This is a genomic window from Streptomyces sp. ISL-96 (assembly GCF_018614035.1).
Classification (GTDB): Bacteria; Actinomycetota; Actinomycetes; order Streptomycetales; family Streptomycetaceae; genus Streptomyces.
Genome location: NZ_JAGGPA010000043.1, coordinates 1 through 15,738 on the forward strand (window position 1 = coordinate 1; position 15,738 = coordinate 15,738).

16 protein-coding genes and 4 pseudogenes are annotated in these 15,738 nt (G+C 71.9%); 19 read left to right on the forward strand and 1 reads right to left on the reverse strand.

What is annotated here, in order from left to right; translation table 11 throughout:
• The 19 genes and pseudogenes from J7E96_RS37685 to J7E96_RS26390 all read left to right on the forward strand — a co-directional run.
• Positions 1-1,013, forward strand: a pseudogene (locus J7E96_RS37685) (hypothetical protein); the annotation flags it as partial.
• 100 nt (positions 1,014-1,113) lie between these two features.
• On the forward strand, positions 1,114-1,896 hold the full coding sequence (locus tag J7E96_RS26310; protein ID WP_215134530.1) for a hypothetical protein: 783 nt from the start codon (positions 1,114-1,116) through the stop codon (positions 1,894-1,896).
• Positions 1,897-1,908: 12 nt separating this feature from the next.
• A complete protein-coding gene (locus J7E96_RS26315) occupies positions 1,909-2,406 on the forward strand; it encodes a hypothetical protein (protein WP_215134532.1) in 498 nt (165 codons plus the stop codon).
• 158 nt (positions 2,407-2,564) lie between these two features.
• Positions 2,565-3,860, forward strand: coding sequence for a hypothetical protein (locus J7E96_RS37690; RefSeq protein ID WP_251070459.1), 1,296 nt, complete (start codon positions 2,565-2,567; stop codon positions 3,858-3,860).
• Positions 3,861-4,066: 206 nt separating this feature from the next.
• Positions 4,067-5,167 carry a hypothetical protein gene (locus tag J7E96_RS26325; protein ID WP_215134535.1) on the forward strand — a complete coding sequence of 367 codons (1,101 nt, stop codon included), beginning with the start codon at positions 4,067-4,069 and terminating at the stop codon, positions 5,165-5,167.
• Between the two features lie 95 nt (positions 5,168-5,262).
• Positions 5,263-7,051, forward strand: a pseudogene (locus tag J7E96_RS26335) (type IV secretory system conjugative DNA transfer family protein).
• Entirely contained in the window at positions 7,048-7,278 is a 231-nt protein-coding gene (locus J7E96_RS26340; RefSeq protein ID WP_215134538.1) for a hypothetical protein, read from the forward strand. Before J7E96_RS26335 ends, J7E96_RS26340 begins: the two are co-directional and overlap by 4 nt.
• Positions 7,275-8,447 (forward strand): DnaB-like helicase N-terminal domain-containing protein, encoded by a 1,173-nt coding sequence (locus J7E96_RS26345; RefSeq protein WP_215134540.1) that lies wholly within the window; start codon positions 7,275-7,277, stop codon positions 8,445-8,447. The genes J7E96_RS26340 and J7E96_RS26345 overlap by 4 nt, the downstream gene beginning before the upstream one ends.
• 42 nt (positions 8,448-8,489) lie before the next feature.
• Positions 8,490-9,071 (forward strand): hypothetical protein, encoded by a 582-nt coding sequence (locus J7E96_RS26350; protein WP_215134542.1) that lies wholly within the window; start codon positions 8,490-8,492, stop codon positions 9,069-9,071.
• 1 nt (position 9,072) lies between these two features.
• Positions 9,073-9,246, forward strand: a pseudogene (locus J7E96_RS37695) (DNA cytosine methyltransferase); the annotation flags it as partial.
• Between the two features lie 121 nt (positions 9,247-9,367).
• Positions 9,368-9,607, forward strand: a pseudogene (locus tag J7E96_RS37700) (DNA cytosine methyltransferase); the annotation flags it as partial.
• A gap of 357 nt (positions 9,608-9,964) precedes the next feature.
• Positions 9,965-10,273 (forward strand): hypothetical protein, encoded by a 309-nt coding sequence (locus J7E96_RS37705; protein ID WP_308296148.1) that lies wholly within the window; start codon positions 9,965-9,967, stop codon positions 10,271-10,273.
• Positions 10,274-10,366: 93 nt separating this feature from the next.
• Positions 10,367-10,972: a DUF4913 domain-containing protein gene (locus tag J7E96_RS26360; protein ID WP_215134544.1), complete on the forward strand. Its 606-nt coding sequence runs from the start codon at positions 10,367-10,369 to the stop codon at positions 10,970-10,972.
• Complete coding sequence (locus J7E96_RS26365) at positions 10,969-11,754, forward strand: glycosyl hydrolase (protein WP_215134546.1); 786 nt, start codon at positions 10,969-10,971, stop codon at positions 11,752-11,754. The genes J7E96_RS26360 and J7E96_RS26365 overlap by 4 nt, the downstream gene beginning before the upstream one ends.
• A complete protein-coding gene (locus J7E96_RS26370; RefSeq protein ID WP_215134548.1) occupies positions 11,751-12,227 on the forward strand; it encodes a hypothetical protein in 477 nt (158 codons plus the stop codon). Before J7E96_RS26365 ends, J7E96_RS26370 begins: the two co-directional genes overlap by 4 nt.
• The gene (locus J7E96_RS26375; protein WP_215134550.1) at positions 12,224-12,892 is read left to right on the forward strand and encodes a hypothetical protein; all 669 of its coding nucleotides are present in this window, start codon (positions 12,224-12,226) and stop codon (positions 12,890-12,892) included. The genes J7E96_RS26370 and J7E96_RS26375 overlap by 4 nt, the downstream gene beginning before the upstream one ends.
• Positions 12,889-13,740, forward strand: a complete 852-nt coding sequence (locus J7E96_RS26380; protein WP_215134552.1) for a helix-turn-helix domain-containing protein — start codon at positions 12,889-12,891, stop codon at positions 13,738-13,740. Before J7E96_RS26375 ends, J7E96_RS26380 begins: the two co-directional genes overlap by 4 nt.
• A 132-nt stretch (positions 13,741-13,872) precedes the next feature.
• The gene (locus J7E96_RS26385) at positions 13,873-14,814 is read left to right on the forward strand and encodes a DUF317 domain-containing protein (protein WP_215134553.1); all 942 of its coding nucleotides are present in this window, start codon (positions 13,873-13,875) and stop codon (positions 14,812-14,814) included.
• Between the two features lie 58 nt (positions 14,815-14,872).
• Complete coding sequence (locus tag J7E96_RS26390; RefSeq protein WP_215134555.1) at positions 14,873-15,361, forward strand: hypothetical protein; 489 nt, start codon at positions 14,873-14,875, stop codon at positions 15,359-15,361.
• A gap of 4 nt (positions 15,362-15,365) precedes the next feature.
• On the opposite strand, the gene J7E96_RS26395 is transcribed toward J7E96_RS26390, so the two are convergent.
• On the reverse strand, positions 15,366-15,632 hold the full coding sequence (locus tag J7E96_RS26395) for a hypothetical protein (RefSeq protein ID WP_215134557.1): 267 nt from the start codon (positions 15,630-15,632) through the stop codon (positions 15,366-15,368).
• Between the last annotated feature and the right edge of the window lie 106 nt (positions 15,633-15,738).

Sequence of the window (15,738 nt, forward strand, 5' to 3'; positions counted from 1 at the left end):
CGCGAAGTCCGGGCCTAGAGGTCACCGTCGAGTACGGCCTCAGCGACTACATCGTCCACGCCGCCCTCCCCGACGACAGTTCGCTGATCATCTCGCCACCGCAGGAACCACCGAGCGACACCCCCGAGTCCCCCGAGAGCTGGACGGTGATCCGCCACCGGGACACCGGGCCCGCGGTGTACGAAGTGATCTACGACTCGGAACCCGGCGGTCCTGACGCCCGGCACGGCGGCAGCATCCCGAGTCTGCTCGCCGCCATCGACGCGCGCCTGGACCAGCTCGGCGTTCCTCCACGCCCCGCGCAGGAACGATCCGCTCAGGAGCGCGCCGTCGACGCCGTGCTCCACCGCGCAGGCTTCATCCCCGCCGTGGCGTTCGGCGGCGAGCGCTACCACCGGCTGCCCTCGGCCATGACCGACCCGACCGAGCAGCGGCAGGCAGTGCCCCGGGCCTTCGACATGCTGCGGGCCGAAGGCTTCCACCCCGCCGGCGACCCTGCCCTCTTGAACCCCAGCCTTCCTCTTGCCCGGACCGACGAGATGAGTCTCGGCGACCGTCTCGGGCACCTGGCCCAGTCCATCCAGGCGGCGACGCACACGAGTGAGGCGGTCGCTTCACTGAGCGAACTGACCGCTCCCGGCGACGGCGTTTTCCAGCGGGTCATCGAGATCCTCGACACTACGGCCGACTGGTGGGAGGGGTTCGGCGACAGGGCCGACCACCGTTACGCGGACCGCTTGCGCCTCATCGCCGAGGACCTGGACTCAGACGCAAACAGGCTTCAAGAGATTCGCAACGACCTGGCCGACCGCCACACCACCCACCCCAACAAGGCTCGGACGCAGGCGAACCGGACCGCCCCGTCGGCCTCTGCCTCGCCACGGGTGAGCGCCGCTCTCGCGCCTTCGCCGTCGGTCGGACAGCGCACGGTCCCGGCCCGCCTGCCGGAGAAATCGTCCGCGCGCACCGTTCTGCCGCCCGCACGCCCCTCTTCTTCCGCTCCCGGTCGCTGACCACCTTTCCGCATCGGAATGCTCCTTATGCCCCGCACCAGCAGAACCGTTCCGGCCCTCGACCGCCCCTGTCCTCGAGCCTGCACCGGATGGATCAGCCATGCCCACCTCCGATCAAGAACCGCTTCCCGACGTCGCGGTCGGCAGCCACCCCGACTACGGCATCGTCGCCGCGAACCCCAAGCACCTCGCCGCCAGTACGTGGATGCTGGAGCGCCTCGACTTCCGTCCGGTCCCGGGCGAACCGACCCTGTACGCCCTGGCCGATCAGCAGCGTGACGGCCAGGGCCGTGCCGCCCGTGCCGTCACGCTGCTGCGCAACGCCGGCTTCCGGGTCGATACGGATGCCGTCTTCGATCCCTCGCTCGCACCTGTTGCGGCGCCCGGCCGCGACCGGGTTCCGCTTGGCGAGCCCGATGTCGCCTTCGCCGAGCTTCCACGGCTCGGCATCGTCGCGGCCATCGACAGCCGTGCCTCCGGGCTCACCGGACTCGCCCTGGTGGAACACGGCTGGCGGCACAACCCGCACCTGGACATCTACGTGCTGCCCGCCACCACCGGCCGGGATGAGGCCCTGGGGAAGGTCGCCGGCGCCACGCTGGCGCTGAACCGCTCCGGCATTCAGGTCGCGGTGCAGCCCCGCCTCGCTCAGGACGTTGCAGCACGCCCCCGCCCTGCTCCCGTACCGGCCACGTCCCGTGAGCACGACCCCGGTGCCGCCCTCGGATCTCCGACCAGCGCCGCCGCGCTCGCTGCCAGCCCGGCCCGTTCCGGCCTCCCGGGCAGGGCACCGGTCCCCGCCCCCGCCGCCCCGGCCGCGGCGTCCCGTCCGGTCGACCCCCGCATCGCGTTCTCCCGCCCCCCGCTGATCCAACTCCCTTAAGGAGAGAGTCCCATGGCCGTGAAGACCATCTGGTCGATCAACCACACCTGCGGTCACCAGGCAGACCGCGATCTGTCCGACCGGGCAGCCGACCGCCGGGCGGGCTTCGCCGAGTGGCTCGCCAGGCAGGAGTGCTCTGACTGCTGGCGTGCCTCCAAGGAGGGCGCCGAGCAGGACAAGGCAGCCTGGCTCAAGGCCAAGCGAGCCGAAGAGCAGGCCGAGTCCGAATCCTGGTCGCAGCAGTACCGAATGCCTCCTCTGGAGGGGACCGAGCGGGCCATCGCCTGGGGTGTGCGCTGTCGACACCAGGTCCTGGCCGCCGCCTACACCGCCCTGGTCCTCGAAGGCGAAACCACCGAGACGGAGTGGGAGGGGATCGAGGAGACCGCTCGCACCGTCACCCGTGCCGGGTGGTGGATCGACCAGCGGTCCTCCGAACCCGACGACCTCACCGAGCTGCTCCAGGCCGCCACCGCCGCCGACCAGCCGACCGAGAACCCCTACTTCTAGCCGCTCGGTGCCCCGCTGCGACGGGGCACCGAGTCCTCTTCTCCCACCAAGGTCAAGGACGGGTGAGCACGGCGTCTATCAGGGATCCCCGGCCGGGCCAAATCCCGAATCCTGCGGATTCTCTCCCTGTTGGTCCGCCCCGGGCCCTCGCTTCTTCCTTGCCTTTCGAGGTAGACACCGTGATCGCCCACCTGCAGCGCGCCAGCGACACCGCCGGCCCGCTCGCGTACCTGTTCGGGCCGGGTGAGCGCGGCAACCACACCAGCCCCCGGTTGATCGCGGGCGACGGTCACGGAGCCCCGATCGAGCTGCTCGCCGAGTCGGGTTCGCTGCCCTACTTGGCCCACGCTCTCGACGCGCCCGTCGAGCGTCTCGGGGCCCGCGCCCCCGTGCGGCCGACCTGGGTCTGTTCGGTCCGTTCCGACCCGGGTCGGCCGGACCTCACCGACTCGCAGTGGGCCACCGTCGCCCGCAGCCTGGTGTCCGCCGTCGGGCTCGCCCCGGACGGCGATCCCGACGCCTGCCGGTGGATCGCCCTGCGCAACCAGCCCCGGCAGGTGCACGTCGTGGCCACCCTCGCCCGTGAGGACGGCGGTCTCCACAACACGTATCGCGACGTCTTTCGCGTGCAGACCGAGTGCCGGCGCCTCGCTGCCGAGCTGGGACACCTGCCCGCCGCTCCAGACCCGACCCCTCGCGCCGAGGAGACCCACATGCCTGCCCCTTCGATCACTATCACGTCCGAGTTCAGCGGCAGCGTCGTGGCCAAGGGGGCCACCGACGATCTCTCCGCCCAGCTCCTCAAGCACGCAGGCTTCCAGCAGATCGACGACTGGTACGGCCGGCGCCATCGCCTTCCCACCACCACCCCGGTCGCCGACCAGGTCGCCATCGCCAGCCACGCGGCCGTGATGCTCCGCGCCGCCCGCTACGGTGTCGACCTCGCCCCCTCTCTGGATATGGCTCGGATGAGCACTCCTGCGCCTGCCCTCGGGCCCTATGCCGCCGGGGCGGTACTGCTCCAGATCACGGATCGGATCCGGTCGGCCGAGAACGGGGCCGACCTTCAGCGGGCGGTTGACCACCTCCTTCACCCTGAGCACGGCGCCTTGGAGCGCGTCCGCGAAGCGCTGGAGGCGGCGGGCGAGCACATCAACGTCCTTGACGACGAGGCGTACGCGCTGGCCGACCGATTCGGCTTCGCTGCGGAGTTCGTCAGCTCGGCGCAGTCCGAACTCCTCGACTCCGAGGCCGAGCTGCGCCGTGTCGGCAACACGCAGCATCCCCAGGCCGAGACGCGGACGCGCTCCCCGAAGCTGCCCGATCACCGGGGCGCTGCTCTGGCCACTTCGCCGGCCGTGGCCAAGGCCAAGGTCTCCCCGTCCCTCGGCGTCGAGGCGACGGACTCCACTGTGGCTGTGCGTCCGTCGCACGCCCCTGGTCCGCGGCGGTGAATCCGGTGATCTCGTCGTACGCGCCCACCGCCGGCCTGCCTCGCGCCTACCTCATGCGGGCGGTCGATGCCCTTGCCCTTGTCGGTCGCCCCGTGAATCCGCCGCTGCTGTCCTCCGCTACCAGACCGGAGTCCACCGCAGGTGGGAGCGCGTGTGCCTCGTGCTTCCACCCGGCTCCGGCCCAGGACAACCACCAAGGAGGAATCGTGCCCGAGTTCTACTCCAGCATCGGCGAGGCCGTCGGCGCCGCGATGCAGCACAACATCCGGCTCGCTTACCGCAGCGTGGCACCCAGCTCCGACAAGCCGCTGCAGTTCCGACACCTGCCCAGCGCTTCCGCCGACCCGTACGCCGTCCCCGGGATGATCGCCCGTCTCACCGAGGACGCAACGCCCAAGGAAGTGGCGGGAATCATCGAGGAGGTCAATGGTGCGCTGGTCGGGGCTCTGCCTCAGCTGACCGAACACGTCGCCGCTGCAGCCGACTGGACCCGTGTCCGTCTGGCGTTCGACGACTCGCACCACAACCCCGTCTTCGAGACCTGGACGCGACTGGCCGCCGCCCACGTCATGCTCCAGGACGTTCAGGAGCAGCTGGCAGCCGCCGAGGACGGGATCGCCGCGTGCCCTGCCGAGCGGACCGACCCCCGGTACCACGAGAGGGTCAACGTCCTGCGGACCCGGGAACTGCTCGACGACGTCCTCGGCGCCGGCCCGGTCGCCGCAGCGCCTCCCGCCCGCGATGCGGACGCCGACCGCCGCCGTGCCGCCCGTACTTCCACGCCGCAGACCGGCCCCCGACAACCGTCGTCGCCGCCCGGCACCGAAGAAGTCCCGGCGCGCACCCCACCGCTCCGCTCTCCAGAAGGGCCCTCCATGGCCAACCTCGCCGACACCTACGGCACCGACGTCGAAATCCTCCTCTGGGCCGATGACTTGGTCTGGGCCGACTGCCGGACCGGCCTGCCCGAATCGGCCCACCGCATCCTGCGCTCCTGCGGGTTCACCGCCCCAGGCGACCCGGGCGATCCCGCCTCCTACAGCCTTGCGTCGCACCTCGTCGGCCCGGACCGGCAGCTCGCCTCTTCCTCTGCCGTGAGCATGCTGGCCGACCTGGGGTACCGCGTCGCGATCGACCCGGCCCTGTTCGCCGGCTACGTCAGCGAGACTGTCGATCCCGGCGCCCGGCGTCTGGCCGCTGCCCGCCTGGCCTCGCCCGTGGCGGCCAAGGCCGGCACCAACACCAGCGCCCCGTCGCCCGCCGCGCCGCCCCCGCCTGCGGCACGCCCCGCCGACCGCCACCGCTGAAACGTCTCCGCTCGATCCACAAGGAGTAGGCGTGTGAGCTGCATGAGAGCCGAGCGCGCCCCGCCCCCATCCGCTCGCACACCCAAGGAACCGCCGTGCCCTCCCCGCGTACCAGCGCGCCGTCGACCACCACCGGGTCGGATGCGCTCCTCTATCTCCTGTTCGGCGTCCTCGGCGCCGCCACGGCCTTCGGCTCCCTCACCTGGCTGACCGGCAACCTCACCAACGCCGCCGTCGGCAGCGGATCGTGGGCCCCGTTCCGCGCCACCGACGCCCTGTTGCACCCCGAGGTGCTGTGGCCGGCCCTGAGCACCACCGCGCTGCTGGTCGGCGCCCGCATCCTCCCCGGCCTGCTCACCCTGGCCCTGATCACCACCGGCCTGGTGCTCTGGATGCGCTGGCGCGTCGGCTCCAAGTCCGGTCTCGCCCGTAAGAGCGACCTGGCGCCGCTGCTGGACAAGGAGATCACCGCCAAGGCGAAGAGCCTGCTGCCGTCCCTCGGCGACCGGGAGTGCAAAAGAGGTCGCTCCCGCCGACCGCGGCATCCTGCTCGGCACCCTCGACCCCGGTCGTGCCGAGGTTCGCGCCTCCTGGGAGGACGTGATCGTCGCGATCATGGCCCCGCGTTCCGGTAAGACGTCCGGGCTGGCGATCCCCGCGATCCTCGCGGCTCCCGGCCCGGTCCTGCTCACCAGCAACAAGGCCGCGAACGACGCGTTCACCGCCACGATGGACGCCCGTGCCGAGGTCGGCACGGTCTGGACCCTCGACCCCCAGCAGATCGCCCACCACCCGCGCGAGATGTGGTGGGACATCCTGGCCGACGCCCGCGACCTGGCCGGGGCGAAGCGTCTGGCCGGGCACTTCGTCGCCGCGAGCGTGGACGAGTCGAGCGGCTCCGACTTCTGGTCCACCGCCGCGTCCAACACGCTCGGCGCCCTGTTCCTGGCCGCCGCGAGCCACCGGCGGCCGATCACCGACGTGCTGGCCTGGCTCGCCTCCCCCGCCGACCGGACCCCGGTCGACCTGCTCACCGACGCCGGCCATGACGCGGTCGCCGCACAGCTCCAGGGCACCGTCTCCGGCGCGACCGAAACGCGAGACGGCATCTATGAGACGGCGAGGCAGTACGCGAGCTGTCTGCTCGACCCGGATGTCGCCGCCTGGGTCACCCCGAGCGAGGACCTCCCCGAGTTCAAGCCCCTCGCCTTCGCCACCTCCCGCGACACGCTGTACCTGCTGAGCAAGGACGGCGGCGGCAGCGCGTCCGCGATCATCGCGGCGGCGGCCGACGCCGTGATGCGCGCGGCCGTGATCGTCGCCGAGCGCTCCGGTGGACGGCTCGACCCGCCCGCCCTGTGCGTCCTCGACGAGGCAGCGAACGTGTGCCGCATCAGCGACCTCCCGGACTTGTACTCGCACCTGGGCAGCCGGGGCGTCATCCCGATGACGATCCTGCAGTCCTACCGGCAGGGCCAGCGGTGCTGGGGCGAGGCCGGGATGGACGCCCTCTGGTCCGCCGCCACCGTCAAGATCGTCGGATCGGGCATCGACGACGCCGACTTCGCCGACCGCCTCAGCCGACAGGTCGGTGACCACGACGTCCAGACCGTCTCGGTGTCGACGAGCGAGGGCGGCAAGTCCACCTCGGTGAGCATGCGCACCGAGCGGATCCTGCCGCCCGACGCGATCCGCGCCCTGCCCAAGGGCAAGGTGCTGCTCCTGGCCACCGGCCTGCGGATCGCCATGCTCAGCATCCGGCCCTGGTACAAGGAACCCTCCGCCAAGGTGGTCGGGCCAGCCTCCGCCCGCGCCACGAAGGCGATCACCGACCGGGCCCTGGCGAAGACCATCGGCCACGACGACTTCGGGCTGTCGGCATGAGCGCGCCCACGCCCCGTTCCGCGCGGCTGGCGCAGTCGCCGGTCGTCCGGCGCGACGGCCGGTGGTGGCTGGTCAGCGATGCCGGGGCGATTCCCGTCTCCGATCCCGCGTTCACCACCGTGCTGGACGGCTTCGCCCAGGCGGTGGCCGCTGCCGACCGGGCGGTCGCCGATCTGCGTGCCCGACCGAGTGAGCCGTCCGCTTCCAGCACACGAGGTCGTCGATGAACCCGCTGCTGAATGCGGAGCAGGCGGTCCTCGGCGCGGTGCTGCTCGACCCGGGCCAGCTCGCGCACCTGGAGTGGCTCGCGCCGGATCGCTTCTACCGGCCGGTCCACCGGGCGCTGTTCGCCGCGCTGCGCAAGCTCCGAGGCGACGGCCACCCCGCGGTAGAGGGCGAGGGGCCGGTGCCGCTGTCGTGGGTGACCGACGCGGTCGACGAAGCTAGCCTCCACGTCAGGGGACTGACCGCCTCGTACGCCCACATCCTGGTCTCGGCCTGTCCGCGTCCCGCGCACGCCCCGGTGTACGGCCGCATGGTGCTGGACGGGGCGATCCACCGCACCGTCACCCAGCACGCGATCCGTCTCCACCAGGAAGCTCGCACGGGCGCCTTGCAAGGCGAGGTCGAGGGAACGTTGCACTGCGCGGACGTCCTGACCGGGGTGCTCACGGATCTCGCACGGCGGTGGGGCACCGAACCGCGACCGGTCGCGCCTGCGACGTCGCCGGCCACCGTCGCGCCCTCCCTTCCGCCGGCTCAGGCCGATCGAGTTGCCGAGGACGAGGAGTTCCTTCTGGCCGTCCTCGTCGAACGGCCGGGAGCCATGGGCGAGGTGGTGGACTGGCTGCGTCCGGGGGACTTCGCCGACCCGGCCCACGGTCAGCTCTACCGGTGCCTCGGAGCGCTGCACCACCGGGGCGAGCCCATCGACCGGATCACCCTGCTCTGGGAAGCCCAGCGGCGCGGCCTGCTCGCCGACGGCACGCTGTCGGAAGACCGGCTCACCGCCATCTGCGACGGCATGGGCGCCGGCGACGCCGAATGGCTCGGCAAACAGGTGATGCGCTCCTCCATCACGCGCACCGCCGCCGCCTCCGCCCGCGCCGTCCGCGCCCTGGCCGAGGACGAGGCCCTGGCCCCCGGGCGGCTCATCAACCACGCCCTGCACACGCTCGGCCCGCTCGACGAAGTCCGCACCCGCTGGCAGACCGCGAACGGCCGGCCGGCTTCACGGGCGCCAGCCACCGCTTCTTCCCCGAGCGGGCCGCCGGCGGCGCGGGTGCACGCGGCCCTCACCCGCAGTACGCCGCGCACCGCTCCGTCTCCCCCGGGCCGGCTCGGTCCCGGGCCTGCCCCGACCGCCGCACGCCCGCCCTCGCGCAACCACAGCTGACACCCCTCTTCCACCGCCCCTCCTCACGTACAGGGATTCATCGTGACCACCAACTCTCTCGCCGACGCCCTGGCCATACGTGCCACGGCCTCGGCCTTCGATGCCCAGCGTGGCAAGCTCCCGGTCCCTGGAGACCCCCACCGCCTCCCGGGCAGCGTCGCCGTCGCCCAGCAGATCTCCGAACTCGGCAAACTGCTCACCGAGCTGGGTGACGAGGTCCTCTTCCGCACCGTCAACAGGGAACACAGCTCTCGCACTTCCCTGGCCGTTTCCAGCTTCTCCGCCGCCGTACGGCCCGCCGGTGAGGCGGCAGCCGCCCTCGGGGAGGTGGCCCAGCAGCTCGCGTTCCTGGAACGGACCGAGCACCTGCACGACCGGCCCGATGCCCGGGACGCCCGGGAGGCGGCGGGGCGGGTGATCGACGAGTCGCTCGAAACGGCGGACGCCGCCCTGCGGGACGCGGCCGACTCCCTACACGCCGCCTCGACAGCGGTCTCGCCGCCGTCCTCGCGGCTCCGGGCAGCCCTCACCCGGACCACGACTCCCGTGTACGAGGTCGTACCCCCTGCCCCCGCGCCGACGGAGCCAGCAACTGTCGCGCCCCGGACCGTACGAGGTCGGTGATATGCCCACTACCGTCTCCCGCCCTCCGCTGATCGGGTCGCTCTGCTCCGGGTACGGCGGCCTCGACCTGGGGGTGCAGGCCGCTCTCGGCGGCACGCTGGCCTGGCACGCGGAGGTCGATCCGAACGCCTCGCGCATCCTGGCCCGGCACTGGCCCGACGTCCCCAACCTGGGCGACATCACGACCGTTGGCTGGTCCACCGTCCCCCGGGTGTGCGTCCTGACGGCCGGCTTCCCCTGTCAAAGACGTCTCGGTCGCCGGCCGCCGGGCCGGACTCAACGCCCACACCCGCTCCGGGCTGTGGCTGCACGTCGCCCGTGCGGTCGAGGCCCTCCGACCCTGCTTGGTAGTGATCGAGAATGTCCGCGGCCTCCTCACCTCCCCCGCCGGTTCCCCTGGCGACGTGGAACCCTGCCCGTGGTGTCTGGGAGACACCGCAGGTCAGCCTCCTCTGCGGGCACTCGGTGCCGTACTCGGATCCCTGGCCGACCTCCGGTACGACGCGAAGTGGCTCGTGCTTCGCGCCTCCGACGTCGGGGCCCCACACCGCCGCGAGCGGACCTTCCTCACGGCCTGGCCCGCCGGACACCCTGCTCAAGACGCCGACCAGCAACATCGGCAAGAACGGCGGCTCGCAGCACCCGGCCAAGAGGAAGAGCGGGGGCCACGGGCCCAACCTGGCCGACGAGGTCGAGTGGCTGTTGCTGCCGACTCCGAAGGCGTCGGACGGGATCAAGGGCTCGCCGAACCAGCGGCACGGCAACGGGGACATGACCCTGCCCAGTGCGGCAGCGTCGCTGCTGCCCACGCCCAGGGCCAGCGACACGGGCACCCCTGGCCGCCGCCCCGGCAAGGGGTGGCGCCCTCCCTTGTCGGCGGTGGTCCTGCCGCTGTGGGCGGAGCCGTCCCAGGAGACCGGGGAGGCGACCGGCTGTGGGGGCCGTACGCAGCCGCCATCGCCCGATGGGAGACGCTCACCCGCCCCGCGCCGACGCCCACGGACGCGGCCGGTCGGCTCCGTGCCGACTTCGTCGAGTGGATGCAGGGCCTCGACGCCGGCTGGGTCACCGCCACCCCGGGACTCGGGCGCCCGGCTCAGCTCACCGCGCTCGGCAACGGCGTCGTACCCCAACAGGCCACTCGGGCTTTGCAGTTGCTGGCGCCACCGTTCCCGCGCTGTCCGCGCTGCGCGGCCGGGTAGCGGCTCCCTACCGGGTTTTCCCGGCCGGGCCAAACCGCGGATTCTTCGCATCCTCTCGGGCATGTCGCCGTCTCACAGATGGAGCACGCTCTCATGTCCGACACCAGCCCGACCACCCCCGGCCCGGAGCCGTTCCGGGTCTCCGACGAAAACCTCGACGACCTCGCCAGCACCCTCGCCAAGACCATCGCGGAGGTCAGGCGCCACGGCGTCATCCTCGACCGCCTCGGCTCCGAGCCCGATCCCGTACCCCCTGCCGGTCAGCAGACGGACGGCGCTGCGGAAGCCGGGGCGGCCGGCCCCGAGAAGACCAACGGCCCCGCCTCGGTGTTCATCCTCGCTCTGGGCGGCGAGGCGTACGCCGTCGAACTCGCCGCCCTCAGCGACTGGGTGAACTTCCTCCTCCTGCCGGTGTACGGCCGGGAGATCAGCACGACGCGCCCCTGGTGCGCGCAGTGGCACGAGCACCCGGAGGCCGTCGCCCGGCTGCACGCCCTCTGGCTCGCGTGGCAGCAACTCACCGACACAGAGGCCGGCCTGGCCGGTCCGTCGACCTGGCACCGCGACCACCTGGACCAGGCCCTCGTGCACCTCCGCGCCCCGGACGGTCCGTTCGCCGCGTGCACGACGAGCCCGACCCGCCCCAACCACCGGGTGCCGGCCACTCCCGCCCCTGTGCAGTCGGGGGTGGCGGCATGAACGGCGGCTTCGACTTCGATTTTGATCTCGACGAACTCGCCCCCGCCGATGACGCGTCCGAGGAGGCAGTGGAGAGGTTCTGGTCCGGTGACCTGACGGCGCTCTCCCAGCACCACACCACGCCCAACGGCTCCCACAGCTTCGTCATCGCCCACGACCAGTCGGCCACGTGGGGAATACCCGGCGCTCCTCAGGTGATGGCGATCGCCGTCGCACGGGATCTCACCCAGTTCACGTACACCCTGGAGACGAGCCACCACGCCACGGTGTCCTTCGCCCAGAACTGGCTGGTCGAACGCGGCTGCCCGCCCGAGAAAATCGCCAAGATCCACGGCGGCTCCTTGAAACCCGCCGACGACCTCACGGTGTGGGTTGAACGGCAGATCCGGGAGTCGGGCGCCCGGTACGAGGTCCTCGACAACCACACCTCGGACTCCGACCCGTGCGAGACGTGGACGCTGACGCGCGACTCCCGCGCCGACGAGGCACCGATTCGGGTCTTCCACGAAGAGTGGGACCACGACGCCGGCACGTACAGGATGCGCGAGGGCACCTTCGCCGACGTCGGCGCCGCCCGATCCTGGCTGGAGGACCGCAGCGGCCCGTTGCCCGAGCCGCCGGAGTACAGCGATGACAACGGCGCCGTCGTTCGGGCCCGCGTCGCCCGCATCGCCCTCGCCCGGTCGGCCGGTGCCTCCGCGGCGCCGAAGGCGGGCCTCGACGCCCCCCGTACGCCTCCGGCGGAACCGGTCCAGCGTCCGGTACAGGGGAGGCTGCTGTGAGCCGCGCCCGCTTCGCCTTCGCCGCACACCCTGACGCCATCGCCGATCTTCGGGAACTTCACGATGAGATCCGTGACTTGGCGCTGCTGGAACTGCAGAACCTTGTCCACGGAAGTGACGACTGCCTGCCGTTGAAGGGCCGCCTCGCCCGCTTCCATAAGGTCTACGTCGACCCCTCGGTCTCGTACCGGCTGGTGATCCAGTTCCGCCCGGCCCCGCCGACCTCGAACCACAAGCGCGAGGTCTACCTCGTCGCCGCCGGAAGCCGGAACGACTACGCGGTCTACCGCACGGCCCACCTACGCACCGCCCCTCAGCAGATCACCGAGACGGCCTCCGCCGACGAGGCCCGTGTCCAGGCCGCCCGGTCCCGTTCTTCCCTTGCCGCCGGCCGCCCGACGGCCTCCCCGGCAGCTCCTCCCCCAGCGGCCCACTCCACGGCAGCCCCTTCCCGAAAGGTCCCCCAGCGATGACCGCCGACCGCGCCCCGCTGTCCCGTACCGACCTGGCCGGCCTCCTCACCGAGGCCGCACAGAGCGTCTCCGGAATCCTCACCGCCGAATATCCGACGGCCGCCAACCGCTCCTACCTGCACCCCGTACTGGGACCGCTGTCCGCCGGCCCGCGCGTGGTGTGCGAACTGAACGACCGGCTCGAAGAGTTCATGGCCGCCGAACCGCGCCCCGCCACACCGGCGGGTCTGTTCACCCTGGCCTCCTACGCCTCCGCGCTGGGCTGGCTCACCGAATCCCTCGCCGAGCTGACCACCGCCATCGACCAGATCTGTACGCGCGTGGGCATCCCCACCGAACCCTCGGACCTGGCCTTCGCCGCGTCCGAAGACGCCGAGGAGGAAGACGGGTTCGACTTCGCCTTCAGCGCCCTGGAGCTGGCGGCGATCCGCACCGCCGCCGAGGCCGCCGACCTCCCGCCGGGCGACTACGTCGACGTGCTCTCCCAGTCCCTGCTCGCAGCCTCCCGGATCACCGACGCCTGCATGGAGATCTCCAGCGGCCTACTCGGAGACGCCGCGTACGTCCTCGACGAGGCGGCTGACCCCATCTGGATCGGCGGCGAACCAGGGGGCCTGCCCACTCTGGTCCGTTCGCTGCTCGCCCGGATGGAGGCGGCCGAATGAACCCGCGCGATACGCCCGACCGGCCCGCCTTCTTTCCCATCGGATCGTTCGACACTCAGCGCATCGAGGACGCGTTTTCCCTGATGGGGCCCAAGTGGACCACCTGGTCGATGATGACCATGGCTCAGGAGGATCGTCCCATGCGGGTGCGGGATGTCGCCGCCAGGCTCCCCTTCGTCAGCGAGCAGCTGGTCGGCAAGCGGCTGGCCGCCATGCACGCCGACGGACTGGTCACCCGAACCGACAAGCGCCACGGGGCTCCGTACCAGCTCAGCGCCCTTGGCGAGTCCCTGACGCACGTGCACCGCACCTTGGCCGACTGGTCTCGGAACTACCTGTCGCCCGGCGCGATGGCCGAAGCCGAACGTGTCGAGGACGCCGTACAGCGTCTGCGGCTGCGGCACTCCACCGCCGTGATCCAAGTCCTCGACGCGGGCGGCCCGATGCGGTTCGTCCACATCGCCGACGGCGTCGGCCTGGACGTCAGCTTCACCCGGCATCGCCTCCTCCGGCTTCAGGCCGACGGCCTGGTCACCCGCACGGGCCCGCGCCACGGCGACCCCTACGTGCTGACCGATGCCGGCCGGGAACTGGGCCCCGTCTACGCGACCGTCGAGCACTGGAGCGCCCCCTTGGCCACGCAGCGGGTCCTGTCGCCGCCCGCTTCCGTCACGGTGCCCCAGCGGACCCACCCCGGCGTCCCGTTGGGGTCGGACGGCGCGCGGACCGCAGCAGCCCTGCGCCGGAGCGCTGCCGTACCAAACGCCCTGTTCAGCCATGCCCCCCAGCCACAATCGCGGGTGCCGACAGCCGTAACCGCCCAGTCGCCCCCGGGACGGGTCAGGTGATCCGGGTGGCACCGAGAACCAGAGGCACCCCGCCATCGCCACAGCATCCGCGTCCGCGTGTGCTCCGGCCCTTCGTTGCGCTGCGCACGCGGGCGCATTCCCCTCCTCCCACACGCGCCTGGAGCTTCCACCATGTCCGCCCTTCCCGACCCGTCCCGCCACGAAGAGGTACTGGTCAGCCCCATGTATCTCGCTGGCTCCAACGGGACCGGAGACGCCGGCTTCGCCCCCGTGGCCCACTGGCCGCACCACTACCTCGACGACGGCCCCTGCCAGCTCCTCGTCACCTCTCCCGACCAGCGGATCAGGGTCGGCTGGTTCGGCGACGACTTCGAGCTGTGGAGGATCACCGCGGCCGAGGAGGCCGTCACCACGCCCCGCTGGACGGCGACCTTCAACCACGTCACCCCGGCCGAGATCGTCGCCGGCCTCACCACCGCCCTGGCCCAGGACTACGCCGCATCCGACCCGTACGAGAACAACGGACGCTTCCTGGCGAAACCGTCGGTCTACTGGACCGATACCGTCCAGCCGCTGCTCGATGCCGGCTGGCATCACAAGGTCACGTACGGAGTCGTCGAGATCACCGCTCCCGACGGGCTCGCAGGTGTCGAGATCGACACCCTTCGCGGCGGACGCGACGCCGAGGCCGTCATGCTGTGGGCCGGTCCCCGGGGCTGGGGTGCGCGGGCGGAGGCGGTGTTCACGGCCCGCACTCCGTCTCATCTGATCGCCGCGACGGCAACCGTCATGGCGAGTTCGGCCCCGGTGGTCCGTGAACGGCACATGATCCGCCGCGAGATGGAGCCGCTGGTCACGCTGACGCCGGTCGGACCGGCTCCCGCTCCTCGGGTTCCTCGCGCTCCGACCCCCCTCGACGTACGCCGCACTGCTGTCACCGAAGCCGTCCGCCGTGCCTCGCGTGCTCCACGTACAGCAGCCGACCTCCGCGTGATGGCGGCCCAGAGCCGCACCACGTCCTCGGCGCAGAAGCGGTCGAGCACCCTCGCGCCCGCAGCCGCAGCCGCAGCCCGGCCGCCGGCCGCTTCGTCGGCTCCCCGGCACAGCCGCTGACCCCCGCCCGGACCTTCCCGGACGCCCCCTCCGCCCCTCCGGACAACAGGAGTTCTTCATGCCCGACAGCACCGCGCTCGGCCAGGCCACCTCCATGATCGAGAAAGCCTGGGGCAAGCCCCTCGAAGTCCTGGAAGTTCTCGCCCTCCGCCGCCCCTGCGACGACCCGCTCCTACGCTCGGCCATGCACATCCGTACAGCCCTGGCCATCACCGACAACGCGGTGTCCGTTCACCAGGACCGTCTGCACGCCCTGACCCGGCCCGGGTACGTGCCGGCCTTCTACGAGCTGGACCGGATCGTCAACTCCGCGGCCGACCTTCGCGTCGCGCTCGCGGAGAGCGGTACGTACGTGCAGGCGATCCGGCGCGTGGTCGAAGCACGCGGAGCCGCCTCGACCGCGGACCCGGGCCCGACGGCGCACCTGTCCCGGGCCGCGGTCGCCTGCTCGGGGCTCGCTCCACGTGCCCCGGGCCAGGTGCCCGACCAACCTGTTCCTGTGGCCGTCATCGGGCAGCCGACGTCCGCCCTGGGGCCACGCCGCTGAACGGTCAGGCGAGGTCCTCGTCGCGAAGGGTGCCTTCGGTGCGTGCTCCCACCGCATGGGCCAGCTCCTCCACCGTCAGCTCGACGTGCCGCCCCTCCTCGACCCGGTGCTCCACCATGACGTCCTCGTCCGGCCACCTGTCGGACTGCGCGCCGACGCCCCACTGGCCGTCGGCGACCATCGCGATGTCGCCCACGGTCCACGGCCGCCCGGCGGCGCGGATCTTGCGCTCCAGCCCGGCCCCATCCCAATGTCTGCTCGGCTCCGTCATCCCTGCTCCCCCTTCGGTCCCGTACGGCTCGCCGCCGCAACTCGGTTACGACAACCCTGGCCGCCGTTCCATTCCCGCGCCGCCGGCGTTCTGGACGTCTGCCCGT

Bases quoted from the DNA above. Each gene is read 5' to 3' on its own strand.
- J7E96_RS26385 (WP_215134553.1), top strand. From the start codon at position 13,873: ATGTCCGCCCTTCCCGACCCGTCCCGCCACGAAGAGGTACTGGTCAGC.
- J7E96_RS26310 (WP_215134530.1), top strand. From the start codon at position 1,114: ATGCCCACCTCCGATCAAGAACCGCTTCCCGACGTCGCGGTCGGCAGC.
- J7E96_RS26340 (WP_215134538.1), top strand. From the start codon at position 7,048: ATGAGCGCGCCCACGCCCCGTTCCGCGCGGCTGGCGCAGTCGCCGGTC.
- J7E96_RS26360 (WP_215134544.1), top strand. From the start codon at position 10,367: ATGTCCGACACCAGCCCGACCACCCCCGGCCCGGAGCCGTTCCGGGTC.
- J7E96_RS26380 (WP_215134552.1), top strand. From the start codon at position 12,889: ATGAACCCGCGCGATACGCCCGACCGGCCCGCCTTCTTTCCCATCGGA.
- J7E96_RS26375 (WP_215134550.1), top strand. From the start codon at position 12,224: ATGACCGCCGACCGCGCCCCGCTGTCCCGTACCGACCTGGCCGGCCTC.
- J7E96_RS26390 (WP_215134555.1), top strand. From the start codon at position 14,873: ATGCCCGACAGCACCGCGCTCGGCCAGGCCACCTCCATGATCGAGAAA.
- J7E96_RS26315 (WP_215134532.1), top strand. From the start codon at position 1,909: ATGGCCGTGAAGACCATCTGGTCGATCAACCACACCTGCGGTCACCAG.
- J7E96_RS26365 (WP_215134546.1), top strand. From the start codon at position 10,969: ATGAACGGCGGCTTCGACTTCGATTTTGATCTCGACGAACTCGCCCCC.
- J7E96_RS26395 (WP_215134557.1), bottom strand. From the start codon at position 15,632: ATGACGGAGCCGAGCAGACATTGGGATGGGGCCGGGCTGGAGCGCAAG.
- J7E96_RS26345 (WP_215134540.1), top strand. From the start codon at position 7,275: ATGAACCCGCTGCTGAATGCGGAGCAGGCGGTCCTCGGCGCGGTGCTG.